Raw genomic sequence first — 15,705 nt, forward strand, 5'->3', positions numbered from 1 at the left:
TCAGGTTTTCGGTATGGTATTTAATTCAATTTCAAGCCAAATAAGAACTACAGGCTTCTACACAGGTTTCACATGCGGTTGCGCAATCCTGGCAATGCTTGTGATCGTGTTTTTTACATTCATCTGCACACTGTTGGCAAATCGCTGCACAATATTTTACAAGATCGGTAATATTTGCGCCATCGATCAACGCAACTTTAGCAAGTGCACTACAAACTTCTGCACAAACTTTATCTGTACGAATACAATCTTTCATCATTCCGATATCATCTGTATCCAAACAGGCATCGGCACAGTAGTTACAATGATTTACACAATCTACTAAAGCATTTACTAATTTCTCACTTCTCATCATTTTGATTTTTTGGTTCTCTATCAAAATTAAACGAGAAGTAGCAGAAGTACTTTTAAAATTATGGTAAGAAATTTCGGTTTTAGGAAAGCTTAAACAGAATCAAGGCCTTTTCGCCCTTTTATTTGCATTTTTTTATATTCTGAAGGTGTGATTCCGGTTTGTTTTTTAAAGGAAGTGGATAAATAGGCTGCCGTTGAAAACCCTAGTTGATACGCAATTTCAGCAATACTAAGTTCATCATACTCCAAAAGTTCCTTGGCTTTTTCGATCTTTAGTTTATTGAAATATGACTGAATGCTTTGCCCTTCTTCTGCAGTAAATAAATTGGTAATGTGGCTGTAATCGTAATGGAGCTGAGTACTTAAGATCTCAGAAAGTTTTTTATGATCGGTACTATTAGAAACCTCGTCTATTAAAACCGATTTTATATGATTTACGATGCGTTTATTTTTAGTTTCAATAAGTTCGAAACCTACTTTCTCTAATTCTAATTTCAAGAGATCGTTTTCTTCCGCAGAAAGATCTTTTAGCAAACTTGCTTCTCCCAGACTCACATTTTTATACGGAATCTCAAGTTTAGACAGAATATCCTCTACCGTTGCGATACAACGGCCACAAACCACATTTTTTATATGAACAATATTCTCTGCCAAAACAATAATTTTTAAAAGATCTCTCGCTACAAAAACATAGCGAGAGACTAAATTCTTTTACTGAATAGTTTTTTCTACTCTACCGCAATGCAACATTTTATCCCCAAAATAAGGATTATTAATTTCTTCTGAACTTGCAAACCAGTAATCGCCCTTACCTTCGAAAGCCATTGGGCAAAATTGCTTGTAGATCGCTCCAGAGGCAATCGCATTTTCTAAAACAGGCTCCATCATAGCTGTTAATTCTGAAAATGCCTTACGCTGCGCTTCGATATCTGAAGCTTCTGCAATTTTATTCGCTACTTCCATAATCTCAGCTTCTGTATTTTCAGATAGTTTTTTAGCTGCTGTTTGGGCTGCTTCAGCATCTGTAGCTACTAGAGCGTCTTTCAAATCTAAATACGCTTCGTAATTCGCTGCAACTTTTTCATCATCAAATTCGGCCTCACTCATTTCCATAGCAGACTCTTCGCCCATCTCTTCGTCGTGAGACATCTCCATTTCTTCATGCGAAGTTTCAGCAGAGGTTTCAGTAGAAGTTTCCTTGTTTTCCTTACAGCTGGTAAAACTAACGATCCCTGCTGAAAGAGCGATAAAAAATAGATTTCTGTGTATACGTTTCATAATTGCTTGTTATTTAATTGTTTACTTGTTTATTTTTCTAATTGTTGGTGAACTTACATACCAAAGTACAAAACCGCTCAAAACGGTGACCAGGCCTAATACTGAAAATATTCGCAAAACCCAGTTGTTAAAATCATCCCTGCCTTCGTAATCCATTGTGTGCGCCATCCATAAAAAATCGAACCAACGCCAATCGCGATGTCTTACTGTTTTAAAACTTCCATTTGTTGCAGAAATATAAGCTTTTAGATTCTCTGGATTTTTGTAAGAAACTACATAAGCCGGTAACTCTCCTCCTCGATATTCGTGATGTTTCCCGGTCTTCGTTATCAACTTCACCTTCTTGATCTTAAGCTCATCTTTTATTCTGCTATTTGCAATCGCTACAGCCATTTCTTCTGAAATATGCTGAATCTTTTCACCCGATCTTGCATGAAATAATTGCTCGCTATTCACCCAATAATAAGGCGCGCCTGCAATCTCTTTTATTTCTACTGAAGAAACCGAAGGCACCAGATCAATCGGATTTAAAAGCTCAGAAAATGCGGTTTCCTGATATTCTTTTTTAAAATGATCCCCATGAATTTCATCCAGATCTGTCCAGCTAAAATATAAACCACCCAGCGTCCACATGATAAACTGAATTCCTATAAAAAGACCCAAATATCGGTGCGTTTTCCTAATTTTTAAAGCTGTTTTACGTTTTATCATGCTGTTTTCTTCCAGGTTTAATTTAGCGTTTCTAAAGTTTCACCACAAGTCATCATCTGCTCTCCAAAATATGGATTTCTAATTTCTTTATTTCTACTTAGCCAGGTTGCACCTTTGTTGTTGTTCGCCATTGGGCAACGCTGAATATAAATCTCCTCAATTTCATCGAAATTCGATACCAACGCGATCATATTTTGTGAAAGCGCAATAAAATTCTCTCGTTGTGTCTCTATATCTTCTGCAGCACTTATCGCTTTAAATTTATCCTGAATCACTTTAAAATGAGCTATCAGCATTTTATTCAATTCCGCAGTCTTAATATTTTTGATTTTTGCTGAAGCTTTTTTCGCCGCCTGCATTGCTGAAGTGGCATCGCTATCCACAAGATCATCTTTCAACTGTAAATAATCCTGAATTACCGGTTGAAGTGCCGACTGGAAAGTTTTTGGCAAACTCATTTCCATCGTCATAGATTCATTGTTATTATCAACCGCATTCCGACTCATCATCGATTTTTTCCCCTGAAGTTGTGCCGCAGCATCTACCGTAAAAGTCCCGTTTGTAACAACCTCATCACCTTCTGCCAAACCTTCTAAAATTTGGTAAGAATCGCCAATTTCACTGCCTAATTTCACTTCTTTCATTTCAAATTGCGGTGTATTGGGATCTGTTTTTAAATACACCACAGATCGTTCTCCCGTCCACATCACCGCAGATTTTGGGATACTTATTTGCGAAGCTTCCGTAGCTTCTAACTCAACCTCAGCCTGCACAAACATTCCCGGTTTTAATTTTCCGTCTCGATTATCTAAAACCACGCGAACCTCTGTAGTTCTGGCAGAATTATCTAAAATAGGATCTATAAAATCAATAGTTCCGCTAAAACTTTCATCTGCAAAAGCATTGACCGAGATTTGAAGTTTTTGACCTTCTTTTAAATTAGACAATTGCTGCTCGTAAGCATCGAAAACCGCCCATACTTTGGTAAGATTTGCGACTTTATACAAAGCTTCTCCACGATTTACATAATCACCTTCGTTTACCATTTTTTCAGTCACCGTACCCGAATTTGAAGCAAAAACAGGAAAATTCTCATTTACTTTTCCGCTTTCTTCGATGGCATTGATCTGCGAATCACTCAATTTCCAATTTTTAAGCTTGTTTCTCACCGCCTGGTACAATTTAGGCTGAGATTCTTTTAGTTTCAAAGCCGTTAACAGTTCCTGCTGCGCAGCAACCAGTTCAGGTGAATAAATTGTTGCCAGAATTTGACCAATCTTAACCTGCTCACCTGTGGTATTGATAAAAAGCTGTTCAATTCTCCCTGCGAAATAAGAGGATTGCACCGCATTTAATTCTTCATTCGCTTCTAAAGTTCCAGAAAGATTAATTGATTTATCGGTATTAGAAGTTCCAACAATGCTTGTTTGAATATTCGCGAGTTTCATCGCATTCTCTGTCATCGTAAAACCTGCAATAGTTGCATCACTTTGATCTGCCGGGATCAACTCCATGCCGCAAATAGGGCAATCGCCAGGTTCAGTCTGCATGATCTGTGGATGCATAGAACATGTCCACATCGTATCTTCTGCAGCATCGTGTTCAGCATGCGTCTCTTCGGTTTGATTGTCACTTCCGCTAAAAACCAAATAGCCAACAAAAAGGCCAATGATCAAAGCCAAACCTGTGTATATAATTGTTTTTTTCATAATCGTTTTTGTAGCTTTTAGCTATCAGCTTTCAGCCATTAGCTTAAAAAAATCAAATCTATTTTCTATTCTCTATATTCTCTTTTCTATCTGCTAAATACTCAATTCTAACTACTCCCTACTATTCCACCAAATACTGAATCATCGCCGTTTGCTGAAAATAATTACTTAGCGCTTCGGCCAATCTCATTTGATAATCTAATTGCATTGCCTGAATATCCAGCACATCTCTAAAATCTAAACTTTCACTTTCGTAACTGCGCATCAAAATATCTTCCGCATCTTTTGTCAACCCAATATTACGAAGTTGAATTTCTACAGAATTGCGAGCTGAATTCCGCATTTCAATTGCATTAAACAAACTACTTTCCAGTTCATTTAAACGCTGACTTTTATTTGCTGAAATTTGCTTTTTCCGCAATTCATTCTGTGCAGAAACCGAAGAGTATTTATTATTAAAAATCGGAATCGAAAGCGATACCTTTGGCATCACAATATCTTTCCCATTATCGGGAATTGCCATATCGGTACGCGTCCCAACATTAATATAATCTACACCTAAACCAAATTTCGGAGCCGATTCTTTTTGATTTATGGCTTCGGCAAAATCAACACTCTCCAGACTTTCATCAAATTTGGATAATTCTGGATGAACTTTTATTTCTGAAATATTTATTTCTTCTGAAGGCAACTCCAGCGTATCCACAAGCTCAACTAAAGCATTATTTTCTCTATTCAGCAATCGATTAAAAGCCACTTTTCCGGCATTTAATTGACTTTCCAGATTTACCTGCTGATCTCTCAACTTATTTTGACGCATTTGCAGCTGAAGCACATCCACAGCGCTGGCTTTCCCTACTTCTACTCCGTTTAGCGCCAGTTCTTCATAAATTTTCAATAACTCAATATTTCCCTGAATTACTTTAATTTTTTCCTGAATTTCATACAACTGAAAATAGCTCTTAGAAACCGATAATCTTAACTTGCGCAAAGCGATATCGACCTCAATATTATCTTCTTCAGCTAATGCGCTGGCATAATTTTGCCTCGCTGAAATCGTCCCAAACCAAGGAAACATTTGCTTCACGGAGAATTTGGCTTGCTGCGGCCCGGTTCTGGTTTCGGGTTCACTCACAAAATAACCTGCAGCAAATTCGGTATTCGGCAACGTGTTTACCGCATTGATCTGCTCTTTAGAAATATCATATTTCGCTAGCAAAGCATCGATCGCCGGACTATTATCCTGCGCTTCTAAAATGTAGTTTTCCAGTTGCTGAGCATTCGTAGCAAAAGAAAATAACATCACCCAAATTGGTAATATTTTATATGTTTTCTTTATTATTAGTTTACAGTTCACGGTTTACAATTTATTTTGCTCTTAGCTGACAGCTTTCAGCGATTAGCTTGTTTTAATTTTTCATTTAAAGTTTTGTTTCCTATTCCAATCATAAAAACGTATCTCAAACCTGTCGTCATTTCCCTGTCTATCTTCTATTTTCTAACAGCGAAGCGGTCTCAATTCTAACTTCTCATTACTTTTCTCAACTTCAACTCCTTCTTCCAACAAAACAATACCGGCACCACAAAAAGTGTGATCAAAGCGATTAACATTCCACCGAAACTTGGTATCGCCATTGGGATCATAATATCGCTTCCACGTCCCGTACTTGTTAGCACCGGCAACAATGCCAAAATGGTCGTTGCCGTGGTCATTAAACAGGGTCTGATTCTTTTTTCACCAGCTTCAACCACAGAAGCTCGAATGGCTTTTATCGTATCGGGTTCATTTTTACCGAAAGTTTGTGTTAGATATGTCGCCATCACCACACCATCATCTGTCGCAATCCCGAAAAGTGCAATAAATCCAACCCAAACCGCAACACTTAAATTGATGGTATGCATTTGGAATAGATCTCGAAGATTTTCACCAAACAGGCTGAAATTTAAAAACCAATCCTGCCCGTAAAGCCAGATCATTATAAATCCTCCTCCAAAAGCTACCGCAATCCCGGTGAACACAATAAAGGATGTGGTAACCGATTTAAACTGAAAATACAGAATCATAAAAATGATGAGCAGCGCCAGTGGAACCACGATCGATAAAGTCTTCGCAGCACGAACCTGATTTTCGTAATTCCCAGTAAATTCATAATTAATGCCCTGCGGAACTTCTAATTCACCTGAATCTATTTTATGCTGAATAGTTCGCTGTGCATTTTCAACCACATCAACTTCAGCAAAACCATCCATTTTATCAAAAAGCACATAACCAATTAAAAAAGTGTCTTCACTTTTTATTACCTGCGGCCCTTGTTCATAACGAATTTCCACCAGCTCATTTAAAGGAACAGGCGTACCGTTTTCTACCGGAACATAAATATCTTTAAGATCCTCTGGTGAATCGCGAAGCTCTCTTGGATATCTTACTCTAACCGAATATCGCTCTCGACCTTCAACCGTCTGACTTAACATTTTTCCGCCAACGGCAACTTCCAAAACTTCCTGAACATCACTTACTGAAATTCCATATCTGGCTAATCGATCGCGTTTAATATCCATTAGCAAATAGGGTTTCCCTACGATTCGATCAGCAAAAACGGCTTCATCTTTTACGCCTTCAGCTTGTTTTAGGATTTCTTCGAGCTTCATCCCAAAAGCTTCAATTTGTTTTAAATCCTGTCCGCTTACTTTTATCCCCATAGGCGCACGCATCCCGGTTTGTAACATCACCAACCGTGTTTCGATAGGTTGCAGTTTTGGCGCAGAGGTGATTCCAGGTAATTTTGTAGCTGCTGAAATTTCATTCCAAATATCATCTGGTGAGCTTATCGCAGGTCGCCAATTTCTAAAGTACTCGCCATCATCATCTGGAATTAATTGTTCTCTACTAATTTTATAGCTTGAATTTATCGAATATGGGATCTCATTTTCAGTAAAACGTGCACTTCCATCGATAGCGAGCTTTTTATTTTTCAGTATAAAAAAACCATCGTTATCAACCTTGTAACGTTGACGTTTCCCGTTCTCGTTCAGCATATATTCAGATTTATACTGAATGATATTTTCGTACATACTGAGCGGTGCAGGATCTAAAGCCGACTCGGTTCTACCTGCTTTTCCCACCACCGTTTCAACTTCAGGAATACTGGCCACCGCCATATCCAATTGCTGTAAGATTCTCTTATTTTCAGCAACTCCTGCATGAGGCATCGAGGTTGGCATCAGCAAAAATGAACCTTCATTAAGCGAAGGCATAAATTCTTCGCCCGTGTTTCGCATAATCGAGAATCCTGCAATGATGATGGCCAGTGGAAAAACAAGGAATAAAATCTTATTTGCTAATGCCCAATGTAAGATTCGGGTATAATTGCTTTTGAAAAGATTGAAAACGAACAATAAACCAAAACAAATGATCGCCACCATGATCACATTCCAAATGATCGAAGTATCTAAACCAAGTGGTCTCCAAAAAACAGCCAGCATAAATACAATAGCGGTCGCAATAATGCCAACCACAAGCCAGTTATGTTGATTTTCTGAAGTGATTTCTTGCGCCTTTAAAATTCCGGCTACTCCTAAACCTATCAACACTAAGCCTATCCAGAATCCGTAAAAAATCATTGCAATTCCGGCCAATATCAATATTCCCTGAATAGCTAAATTGAAATTTTTCCGAAGTGTTCTTTTTCTGAAAATACTTGCCGCAAATGGCGGAATTAAAAATAGTGCAACAATGATCGAAGCGGTAAGCGCCATGGTTTTTGTGAAAGCCAGCGGGCGGAATAATTTCCCTTCAGCACCTACCATCGTAAACACCGGAATAAAACTAATTATCGTTGTTAATACTGCTGTGATAATTGCACCAGAAACCTCAGCCGTTGCATTATAAACCACCGTGTTTGTTGGTAAATCTGCTTCGTTTTCATCTAAATGCCGAATAATATTTTCTGAAAGGATCACCCCAACATCGACCATCGTCCCAATAGCAATCGCAATTCCTGAAAGTGCCACAATATTAGCATCGACATTAAAGAATTTCATCCCGATAAATACCATTAACACCGCGACAGGAAGCAATCCTGAAATAAGAATAGAGGCTCGAAGATTAAACACCATGATCACTATCACAAAAACGGTGATCAAAATCTCTAAACTCAGTGCTTCGTTTAAAGTTCCTAAAGTCTCATGAATCAGTTCAGATCGATCATAAAAAGGTACGATCGTAAGTTGTGAAGTGGTGCCATCGGATAGTTCTTTAGAAGGCAAACCACCACTTATAGAAGCAATTTTATCTTTCACATTATTGATCACCTCCATTGGGTTAGCGCCATCACGAGCAACCACCACTCCGCCTACAACCTCAGCGCCTTCTTTATCTAAGATGCCGCGTCTGGCTGCAGGGCCTAACGAAACTTTTGCTACATCGCTAACTTTTAGTGCCGCAAAATCTTTGGAAGAAACAACGGCTTTTTCGATGTCTTCAATAGATTTTACGTAGCCAAGACCACGCACTAAATATTCTGCCTGATTGATCTCTAAAGTTTGCGCTCCAATCTCACGATTACTTTCTTTTACCGCTTTAACGACATCTTGCAAACTAACATTATACTGGCGCATCTTTTCAGGGTTTACATCGATTTGATATTCCTGAACATAACCGCCAATCGAAGCAACTTCTGAAACGCCACCGGCACCAGAAAGAGCGTATTTCACGTAAAAATCCTGGATACTTCGTAATTCCTGAAGATCCCAGCCACCGGTTACATTCCCATCTTTATCGCGACCTTCTAAAGTATACCAGTAAATTTGACCTAAAGCCGTAGCATCTGGCCCTAAAGATGGATTTACGCCATCGGGCAGCAATCCGCCTGGTAATGAGTTTAATTTTTCCAGGATTCGGCTTCGACTCCAATAGAATTCAATATCCTCTTCAAAAATGATATAGATACTGGAGAAACCAAACATCGAAGAACTCCGGATAGTTTTCACCCCGGGAATTCCCAGTAACGAAGTGGTAAGTGGATAGGTGATTTGATCTTCGATATCTTGCGGCGAACGACCTTCCCACTTTGTAAAAACTATCTGCTGATTTTCACCAATATCGGGAATCGCATCTACCGCCACCGGATCGCGTGGCAACCATCCTGTATCCCAATTAAAAGGCGCATTTACCACTCCCCATCCTACCAAAACCACAAGTAGGATTACGGCAACCAGTTTGTTTTCTATTAAAAATTTAATGCTTTTATTCAGCATAAAAAGAAATATTTGATCTTAAAAACACATAATTTCAGCTTTGAGCCTAACCTAAAAAAAGGCATAGCAAAATCATCGAAACTTGATTAAGCTTCGACATTGAAATATGTTTAGATCAAATAAGGAACACCTGATCCTGCAACTGTATATCGCAGACCAGTTTTGGCGGGGAATAATCTTTAAAAGGAATAAAATCTGGCTCTGAAACCTCGAAAACCTGAAGGTAAAAATAGACAAAACCAGTGATAAATAATTGCTGCTGAAAATCGAGATTATTGAAGTTCTGCTTCAGTTCGTCCTGACCTTTAACTTCTACTTTCTTATTGGTACAGCAGGGTTCTTTTGTAATGGAAGCTTCAGCTGAAGTTGCTGAATTCATTTCCATTCCGCAGGTCTTTGCTTTTGTAAAAATGGCGCTATCCACAAGGAAATTTCCGCAGAAATGCTGATCTACCGTAAAAGATAAGGTAGAAAAAAGCACTAAAACGGCTAAAGTGGAAGCGAATATTTTAGCAAAAACCTTTTTCATTTATTACAAAAGTAGTCGATAATCGATAATTTACAACAAAATAATCTGTAAACTAGCTTAGAACAAGCTAAATAGCTATTCACTCAGCAAAAATAATAGAATAAAGGAGCTTAGAATTTCAAAATTTAGGGAAATTCTTTCAATTTAAGTTCTTTCTTCTTCGGTTGTGCATTCGGTAATAATAAAAAGCGGGTAAAAGCACCAAAATGAACACTGGATGAATTAAAAAACGACGAACATAAAACAGGGCGAGAAAATGTTCGTTTTCAATAGTAAAAACTAAATAGGTAAAAACGCTCCCGGCAATCCCAAAAAGCAATAGAAATAAAACGGCTGAAAACTTTACAATATTGCGATCTACAAATGCTATCGCGATGATCCCTACGGAAATGAGACTGTTTAGAGTATATCTAAAAAATGTATTCAGAATCAATAATCCCGGCTTAAACTCTGGAATCTTATCACGCAGGTAATCTGAAGATTTAAAAAAACGAATTAACGGATCGTAGAAAAGACTGCTTTCGTAAAACCGAATGGCCGCCAGCACGATCACTAAGATCCCGATAAAAATGATTCTATACCTCGCCTTCATTCTTTTCTAAATTTGCATAGACCCGCACCCAGGAAATCCATAAAATAATAACGGTGCCGTAGATAATTAGCGGAAAAATAATTTCGTGCATCAAACTCGCATATTGCGGATATTCGTAAATCCCAATGGTAAGCAAAGCGATTCTAATTAAATTCATGGCATAAATAAGTACACTCCCACCCAAAATGTAAAAAATCGTGGTTCTTTTTTTCGCAAAGAAAGACAGGATAAAAGAGACAAAAAGAATAATCACACTTATACTGTTACAGCCTTCTACCACGCGGACTAGAAAAGCATCTTCAATAAAAACCTTTATGGCTCTTTCAGTTTCGTGAGCTTCAAGTTTTGTCGAGTATCCCAGAAATTCCATGACCACTGCACTTTGCCTGCTAACGATATTGGTGAAAAAATCGGGGTAAAATTCAGTTTGAGCTTCAGAATAAATTAAATAGGAATTATACAACACAGAAAGCAGAAAATAACTTCCGAGGAAAACGGCAATAAACCGAATAACAACGCTATATTTTTTAAAAAGCTGAAGCAATTGTAATGAGTTTCAACAAATTTAGACAAATGGCTGTAACAGCACTTAGATTTTAAATACTTTTGCTTAAAAATTAGAAATTATGCCATTTGACAAATTAAGACCACAGGTTGAAGACATTCTAAACACCAAAGAATTATCTGTAGATCATCGATTAACACAGGTTTGTGAGTTATTGATGGAAAACATTCCTTATTATAACTGGGTTGGGTTTTATTTTAAAAATGGTGATAAAGAGGAATTAAAACTTCGCTCTTTTGCCGGTGAACCAACCGATCACGAAATTATTCCCTTCGGAAAAGGAATTTGCGGGCAGGTTGCTGTTTCTAACGAGAATTTTGTGGTGCCAGATGTAAAAGCACAGAACAATTATATCGCATGTAGCATTCATGTTAAAGCTGAAATTGTAGTGCCATTATTTGTAAATGGTGAAAACATTGGCCAGATCGATATCGATTCTCATACGCCAGATCCATTTTCTAAAGAAGACGAATTGTTCTTAGAATTTGTGAACGAAAAAGTTGCCGAGATCCTGGAGCAGTAATTCAGTAGGCAGTTTGCAGTAAAAAGTTTAAGTCGCCGTTGACGGCAGACAGTGAAAATAGTTCCCACAAAGATAAAACCTCACAATCCTGATTTTATCGAAATTGTGAGGTTTTTATTTTTCAAAGTAAAAAATGATCTTGTCTAAACTCTAGAATCTATTCTCTAAAGTAGCGGTCTAAATTTTACATTCCGGTTCTAATAGCTTCAACAGGATCTAGTCTTGATGCTGAAATCGCCGGGATTATCCCCGAGATCAAGCCGATTAATGCTGAAACTGTTGTTCCCAAAAGAATATTTCCGAAGGAAAGAATAAATTCAAAATCTCCCGTGAAATTAGAAACTATGATCGTGGTGATCCAAACAAAGAACAATCCTGCTGCACCGCCAATGATGGCCAGAATGATTGCTTCAAATAAAAATTGGAAAAGAATGAACTTATTTTTTGCCCCAAGTGATTTCTGAATTCCGATTAGGTTAGTACGTTCTTTTACACTTACAAACATGATATTGGCAATCCCAAAACCACCAACTAATAATGAAAATCCGCTTATTACGAGTCCGATCATATTTAGCGTTCCTGTAATATTATCGATCATTTCTGTAAATCCTTGTAATTGATTAACAAAAAAGGTACTTACCTCACCGGGTTTTATTCCGCGGAAAGTTCTAAGACGTTGCTCTAAAACCGCAAGGAATTCGGCATTATCGACATCGGCTTCAGGTTTTATCATTATTTGAGGAAAAATGCTTCTATTATTTTCCCCATAAATCCTTCTGGTAACATTTACCGGCACAAAAACCTGACTGTCTTTACTAGGCCCAAACATCGAGGAACCTTCTTTCTTCAGCAAGCCAATTACCGTAAATTTTCTTCCGTATAAACGAACCTGTTTACCAATAGGATCTATGTTTCCAAAGAGATTTTCAGCAATTTCACTTCCCATTACGATTACAGGCGAACCACTGGCAGCCTCAGATTCGTTAAAAAATCGACCTTCTTCAATATTTATCGCTTCAATATCGTAATACTCACTTCCTACCGACTGCACTGACACACCAAGGCTACTGGCATCCTGATATTTTATAGTTTCAGCAGGAACGTTTTGAGTAAAAGTAACTGCTTTGGCATCTGGCAGGTTTCGTTTTAAAAACTGATATTCGTCGTAAGTAACATCTGGAAATTGTTGCCATTTCCACCGTGGGATATCTGTAGGTCCAAAATTAAAACGCATCACGATGGTCGTACTATTATCCAGACTACTTAAAGATCCAGAAATTTCGTTCTTTAATGAATCTACAGCAGCAAGTACACCGATAATAGAGAAAATTCCTATCGTTACTCCAAGCAACGAGAGAAATGTACGCAACAGGTTATTTTTTAAAGCATTAATCGCAAAATTAAAGCTCTCACCAAGTACTCTTAGAAATATAAGCATAATAAAATGGCTGCTTTTTTAAACAGAATTATTTATATGACGCATAGCTTGAATATTCGTTACAAAATTTATTTATAAATAAGCAAAAACACTTTTAAGTTTTTGCCTTAAATACTTACTTTTGCCTCTTTAACAAACACAACATAATGAGCAATTTAAAACAAGCCAAATCTGCATTAATTTCAGTTTTTAGTAAAGATGGTTTGGCTCCCATCGTTGAAAAGCTTAACGATCTGGGAATCACAATTTATTCTACCGGAGGAACAGAGAAATTTATTAAAGATCTAGGGATCGATGTTGTTCCTGTAGAAGACGTTACTTCTTACCCTTCTATTTTAGGTGGTCGTGTAAAAACCTTACACCCAAAAGTTTTTGGAGGCATATTAAACCGCCAGGATAACGAAAATGACGTTAAAGAAATTGCTCAATACGAGATTCCACAAATAGACATCGTAATTGTAGATCTTTATCCTTTCGAAAAAACAGTAGCTTCTGGAGCTTCTGAGCAGGATATTATCGAGAAAATTGATATAGGTGGGATTTCTCTTATTCGCGCTGCTGCAAAGAACTTTAAAGATGTACTTTGTGTTTCTTCTGTTAACGATTATGCTGAATTTTTGGACATTTTGAATGAAGGAAATGGTGAAACCAGCTTAGCACAACGTAAAAATTTCGCGGCAAAATCATTTAATATCTCTTCGCATTACGACACTGCTATTTTTAACTACTTTAATACTTCAGAAGAAATTCCTGCTTTTAAACAAAGTATGCAGGAAGGAAAATCTTTGCGATATGGTGAAAATCCACATCAAAAAGGAACATTTTTTGGAGATTTTGATGCAATGTTTGATAAGCTCCACGGAAAAGAACTATCTTACAACAACCTTTTAGATGTTGATGCTGCGGTAGTTCTTATGAACGAGTTTAAAGGAGAAGCGCCAACATTTGCCATTCTAAAACATAATAATGCTTGTGGTCTTGCACAACGTGATACAATTAAGCAAGCTTATGTAGATGCTTTGGCCGGCGATCCAGTTTCTGCTTTCGGCGGAATTTTAATTGCTAATACTGAAATTGATAAAGCTACTGCTGAAGAAATTCATTCTTTATTTTGTGAAGTAGTAATTGCTCCTTCTTTTTCTAAAAAGGCTTTAGAAATTTTAAAAGGAAAGAAAAACCGAATTATTTTAATTCAAAAAGAAACAGAACTTCCAGAAAATCAGGTTCGCACCTGCTTAAACGGAGTTTTAGTTCAGGATAAAGACAATAAAACAGATGTTTTAGACGATCTATCCTACGCAACAAATAATAAACCTACAGAACAGGAAATCGAAGATCTTTTGTTTGCTTCAAAAATTTGTAAGCATACAAAATCTAACACCATTGTTCTGGCAAAAAACAAACAACTTTGCTCTAGCGGAACGGGACAAACCTCACGTGTAGACGCTCTAAGACAAAGTATTGAAAAAGCAGGTTCTTTTAATTTCGATCTTAAAGGAGCGGTAATGGCAAGTGATGCCTTTTTCCCATTCCCAGATTGCGTAGAAATTGCCGGAAATGCTGGAATTACAGCAGTGATCCAACCAGGTGGTTCTATCAAAGATCAATTAAGTATCGATTATTGTAATGAAAATGATATTGCAATGGTAATGACAGGAACCCGCCATTTTAAACATTAATAGAATACTTTTTACCAATACATAAAATAACCTATGGGATTTTTTGATTTTCTCATTGAAGAAATAGCGATAGATTTAGGAACTGCCAATACTCTTATCATTCATAATGATAAGGTAGTGGTGGATAGCCCTTCGATAGTAGCCCGTGATCGTTCCTCTGGAAAAATTACGGCTGTTGGAAAAGAAGCGGCAATGATGCAGGGAAAAACACATGAGAATATCAAAACTATTAGGCCGTTAAAAGACGGTGTAATTGCAGATTTTGATGCGAGTGAGAAGATGCTTACCATGTTCATTAAAGAGATTCCGGCGCTTAAACGTAAAATGTTTACTCCGGCTCTTAGAATGGTTATTTGTATCCCATCTGGAATTACAGAAGTTGAAATGCGTGCGGTAAAAGAAAGTGCCGAGCGTGTTAATGGTAAAGAAGTTTACCTTATTCATGAACCTATGGCTGCTGCTATTGGTATTGGTGTAGACATCATGCAGCCTAAAGGGAACATGATCGTAGATATAGGTGGTGGTACTACAGAGATCGCGGTGATCGCTCTTGGCGGAATTGTTTGTGACAAATCCATCAAAATTGCCGGGGATGTTTTCACCAACGATATCGTATATTATATGCGTACACAGCATAATCTTTATGTGGGTGAACGTACTGCGGAAAAAATTAAAATTCAGATTGGTGCTGCTACTGAAGATTTAGAGGTTCCGCCAGAAGAAATGAGCGTACAGGGACGTGATCTTTTAACAGGAAAACCAAAACAGGTAAATATTTCTTATCGAGAAATTGCCAAAGCACTGGACAAATCTATTCTTAGAATTGAAGACGCAGTTATGGAAACCTTATCTCAAACTCCGCCAGAATTAGCAGCAGATATTTACAATACCGGTATCTATCTTGCCGGTGGTGGATCGATGTTAAGAGGTCTAGATAAGCGTTTATCTACCAAAACAGATCTACCGGTTTACATTGCTGAAGATCCTTTAAGAGCGGTGGTAAGAGGAACTGGTATTACTTTAAAAACGCTAAATAGATATAAAGGAATATTGATCAAGTAGGAGAAGCAG

The 15,705-nt window shown here is 37.6% G+C and carries 14 protein-coding genes; 3 read left to right on the forward strand and 11 right to left on the reverse strand.

Annotated features, from left to right (window positions below; all coding sequences use genetic code 11):
- Positions 1-31 precede the first annotated feature (31 nt).
- The 10 genes from BM201_RS00075 to xrtF form a co-directional block, all read right to left on the reverse strand.
- Positions 32-355 carry a four-helix bundle copper-binding protein gene (locus BM201_RS00075; protein WP_317039133.1) on the reverse strand — a complete coding sequence of 108 codons (324 nt, stop codon included), beginning with the start codon at positions 353-355 and terminating at the stop codon, positions 32-34.
- A gap of 89 nt (positions 356-444) precedes the next feature.
- Entirely contained in the window at positions 445-1,008 is a 564-nt protein-coding gene (locus tag BM201_RS00080) for a helix-turn-helix domain-containing protein (protein WP_092539376.1), read from the reverse strand.
- A 57-nt stretch (positions 1,009-1,065) separates the two neighbouring features.
- Positions 1,066-1,632: a DUF3347 domain-containing protein gene (locus BM201_RS00085; protein WP_092539377.1), complete on the reverse strand. Its 567-nt coding sequence runs from the start codon at positions 1,630-1,632 to the stop codon at positions 1,066-1,068.
- Positions 1,633-1,653: 21 nt separating this feature from the next.
- On the reverse strand, positions 1,654-2,343 hold the full coding sequence (locus tag BM201_RS00090; protein WP_092539378.1) for a PepSY domain-containing protein: 690 nt from the start codon (positions 2,341-2,343) through the stop codon (positions 1,654-1,656).
- Positions 2,344-2,360: 17 nt separating this feature from the next.
- A complete protein-coding gene (locus BM201_RS00095; protein WP_092539379.1) occupies positions 2,361-4,052 on the reverse strand; it encodes an efflux RND transporter periplasmic adaptor subunit in 1,692 nt (563 codons plus the stop codon).
- Positions 4,053-4,173: 121 nt separating this feature from the next.
- Entirely contained in the window at positions 4,174-5,409 is a 1,236-nt protein-coding gene (locus tag BM201_RS00100; protein WP_317039134.1) for a TolC family protein, read from the reverse strand.
- A gap of 164 nt (positions 5,410-5,573) precedes the next feature.
- On the reverse strand, positions 5,574-9,308 hold the full coding sequence (locus BM201_RS00105) for an efflux RND transporter permease subunit (RefSeq protein ID WP_092539381.1): 3,735 nt from the start codon (positions 9,306-9,308) through the stop codon (positions 5,574-5,576).
- 115 nt (positions 9,309-9,423) lie between these two features.
- Entirely contained in the window at positions 9,424-9,837 is a 414-nt protein-coding gene (locus BM201_RS00110) for an HYC_CC_PP family protein (RefSeq protein WP_092539382.1), read from the reverse strand.
- 139 nt (positions 9,838-9,976) lie between these two features.
- Positions 9,977-10,429: an exosortase F system-associated membrane protein gene (locus BM201_RS00115; protein WP_092539383.1), complete on the reverse strand. Its 453-nt coding sequence runs from the start codon at positions 10,427-10,429 to the stop codon at positions 9,977-9,979.
- The gene (xrtF, locus tag BM201_RS00120) at positions 10,413-10,973 is read right to left on the reverse strand and encodes an exosortase family protein XrtF (RefSeq protein ID WP_092539384.1); all 561 of its coding nucleotides are present in this window, start codon (positions 10,971-10,973) and stop codon (positions 10,413-10,415) included. Before xrtF ends, BM201_RS00115 begins: the two co-directional genes overlap by 17 nt.
- Positions 10,974-11,055: 82 nt before the next feature.
- Between xrtF and BM201_RS00125 the strand changes: the two genes are divergently transcribed.
- Positions 11,056-11,517, forward strand: coding sequence for a GAF domain-containing protein (locus BM201_RS00125; protein ID WP_084842567.1), 462 nt, complete (start codon positions 11,056-11,058; stop codon positions 11,515-11,517).
- Positions 11,518-11,701: 184 nt separating this feature from the next.
- Here BM201_RS00125 and BM201_RS00130 read toward each other — a convergent pair whose 3' ends face one another.
- The gene (locus BM201_RS00130; RefSeq protein ID WP_092539385.1) at positions 11,702-12,955 is read right to left on the reverse strand and encodes an ABC transporter permease; all 1,254 of its coding nucleotides are present in this window, start codon (positions 12,953-12,955) and stop codon (positions 11,702-11,704) included.
- A 146-nt stretch (positions 12,956-13,101) separates the two neighbouring features.
- Here BM201_RS00130 and purH point away from each other — a divergent pair, with 146 nt between their 5' ends.
- Entirely contained in the window at positions 13,102-14,634 is a 1,533-nt protein-coding gene (gene purH, locus BM201_RS00135) for a bifunctional phosphoribosylaminoimidazolecarboxamide formyltransferase/IMP cyclohydrolase (protein WP_092539386.1), read from the forward strand.
- Positions 14,635-14,667: 33 nt separating this feature from the next.
- Positions 14,668-15,696, forward strand: a complete 1,029-nt coding sequence (locus BM201_RS00140) for a rod shape-determining protein (RefSeq protein ID WP_092539387.1) — start codon at positions 14,668-14,670, stop codon at positions 15,694-15,696.
- Positions 15,697-15,705 lie beyond the last annotated feature (9 nt).

Source organism: Zunongwangia mangrovi, from assembly GCF_900112105.1.
Classification (GTDB): domain Bacteria; phylum Bacteroidota; class Bacteroidia; order Flavobacteriales; family Flavobacteriaceae; genus Zunongwangia; species Zunongwangia mangrovi.

Coding starts and splice junctions, on each gene's coding strand:
- BM201_RS00075 (WP_317039133.1), bottom strand. CDS start 355: ATGATGAGAAGTGAGAAATTAGTAAATGCTTTAGTAGATTGTGTAAAT.
- BM201_RS00085 (WP_092539377.1), bottom strand. CDS start 1,632: ATGAAACGTATACACAGAAATCTATTTTTTATCGCTCTTTCAGCAGGG.
- BM201_RS00090 (WP_092539378.1), bottom strand. CDS start 2,343: ATGATAAAACGTAAAACAGCTTTAAAAATTAGGAAAACGCACCGATAT.
- BM201_RS00095 (WP_092539379.1), bottom strand. CDS start 4,052: ATGAAAAAAACAATTATATACACAGGTTTGGCTTTGATCATTGGCCTT.
- BM201_RS00105 (WP_092539381.1), bottom strand. CDS start 9,308: ATGCTGAATAAAAGCATTAAATTTTTAATAGAAAACAAACTGGTTGCC.
- BM201_RS00110 (WP_092539382.1), bottom strand. CDS start 9,837: ATGAAAAAGGTTTTTGCTAAAATATTCGCTTCCACTTTAGCCGTTTTA.
- BM201_RS00115 (WP_092539383.1), bottom strand. CDS start 10,429: ATGAAGGCGAGGTATAGAATCATTTTTATCGGGATCTTAGTGATCGTG.
- BM201_RS00125 (WP_084842567.1), top strand. CDS start 11,056: ATGCCATTTGACAAATTAAGACCACAGGTTGAAGACATTCTAAACACC.
- BM201_RS00130 (WP_092539385.1), bottom strand. CDS start 12,955: ATGCTTATATTTCTAAGAGTACTTGGTGAGAGCTTTAATTTTGCGATT.
- purH (WP_092539386.1), top strand. CDS start 13,102: ATGAGCAATTTAAAACAAGCCAAATCTGCATTAATTTCAGTTTTTAGT.
- BM201_RS00140 (WP_092539387.1), top strand. CDS start 14,668: ATGGGATTTTTTGATTTTCTCATTGAAGAAATAGCGATAGATTTAGGA.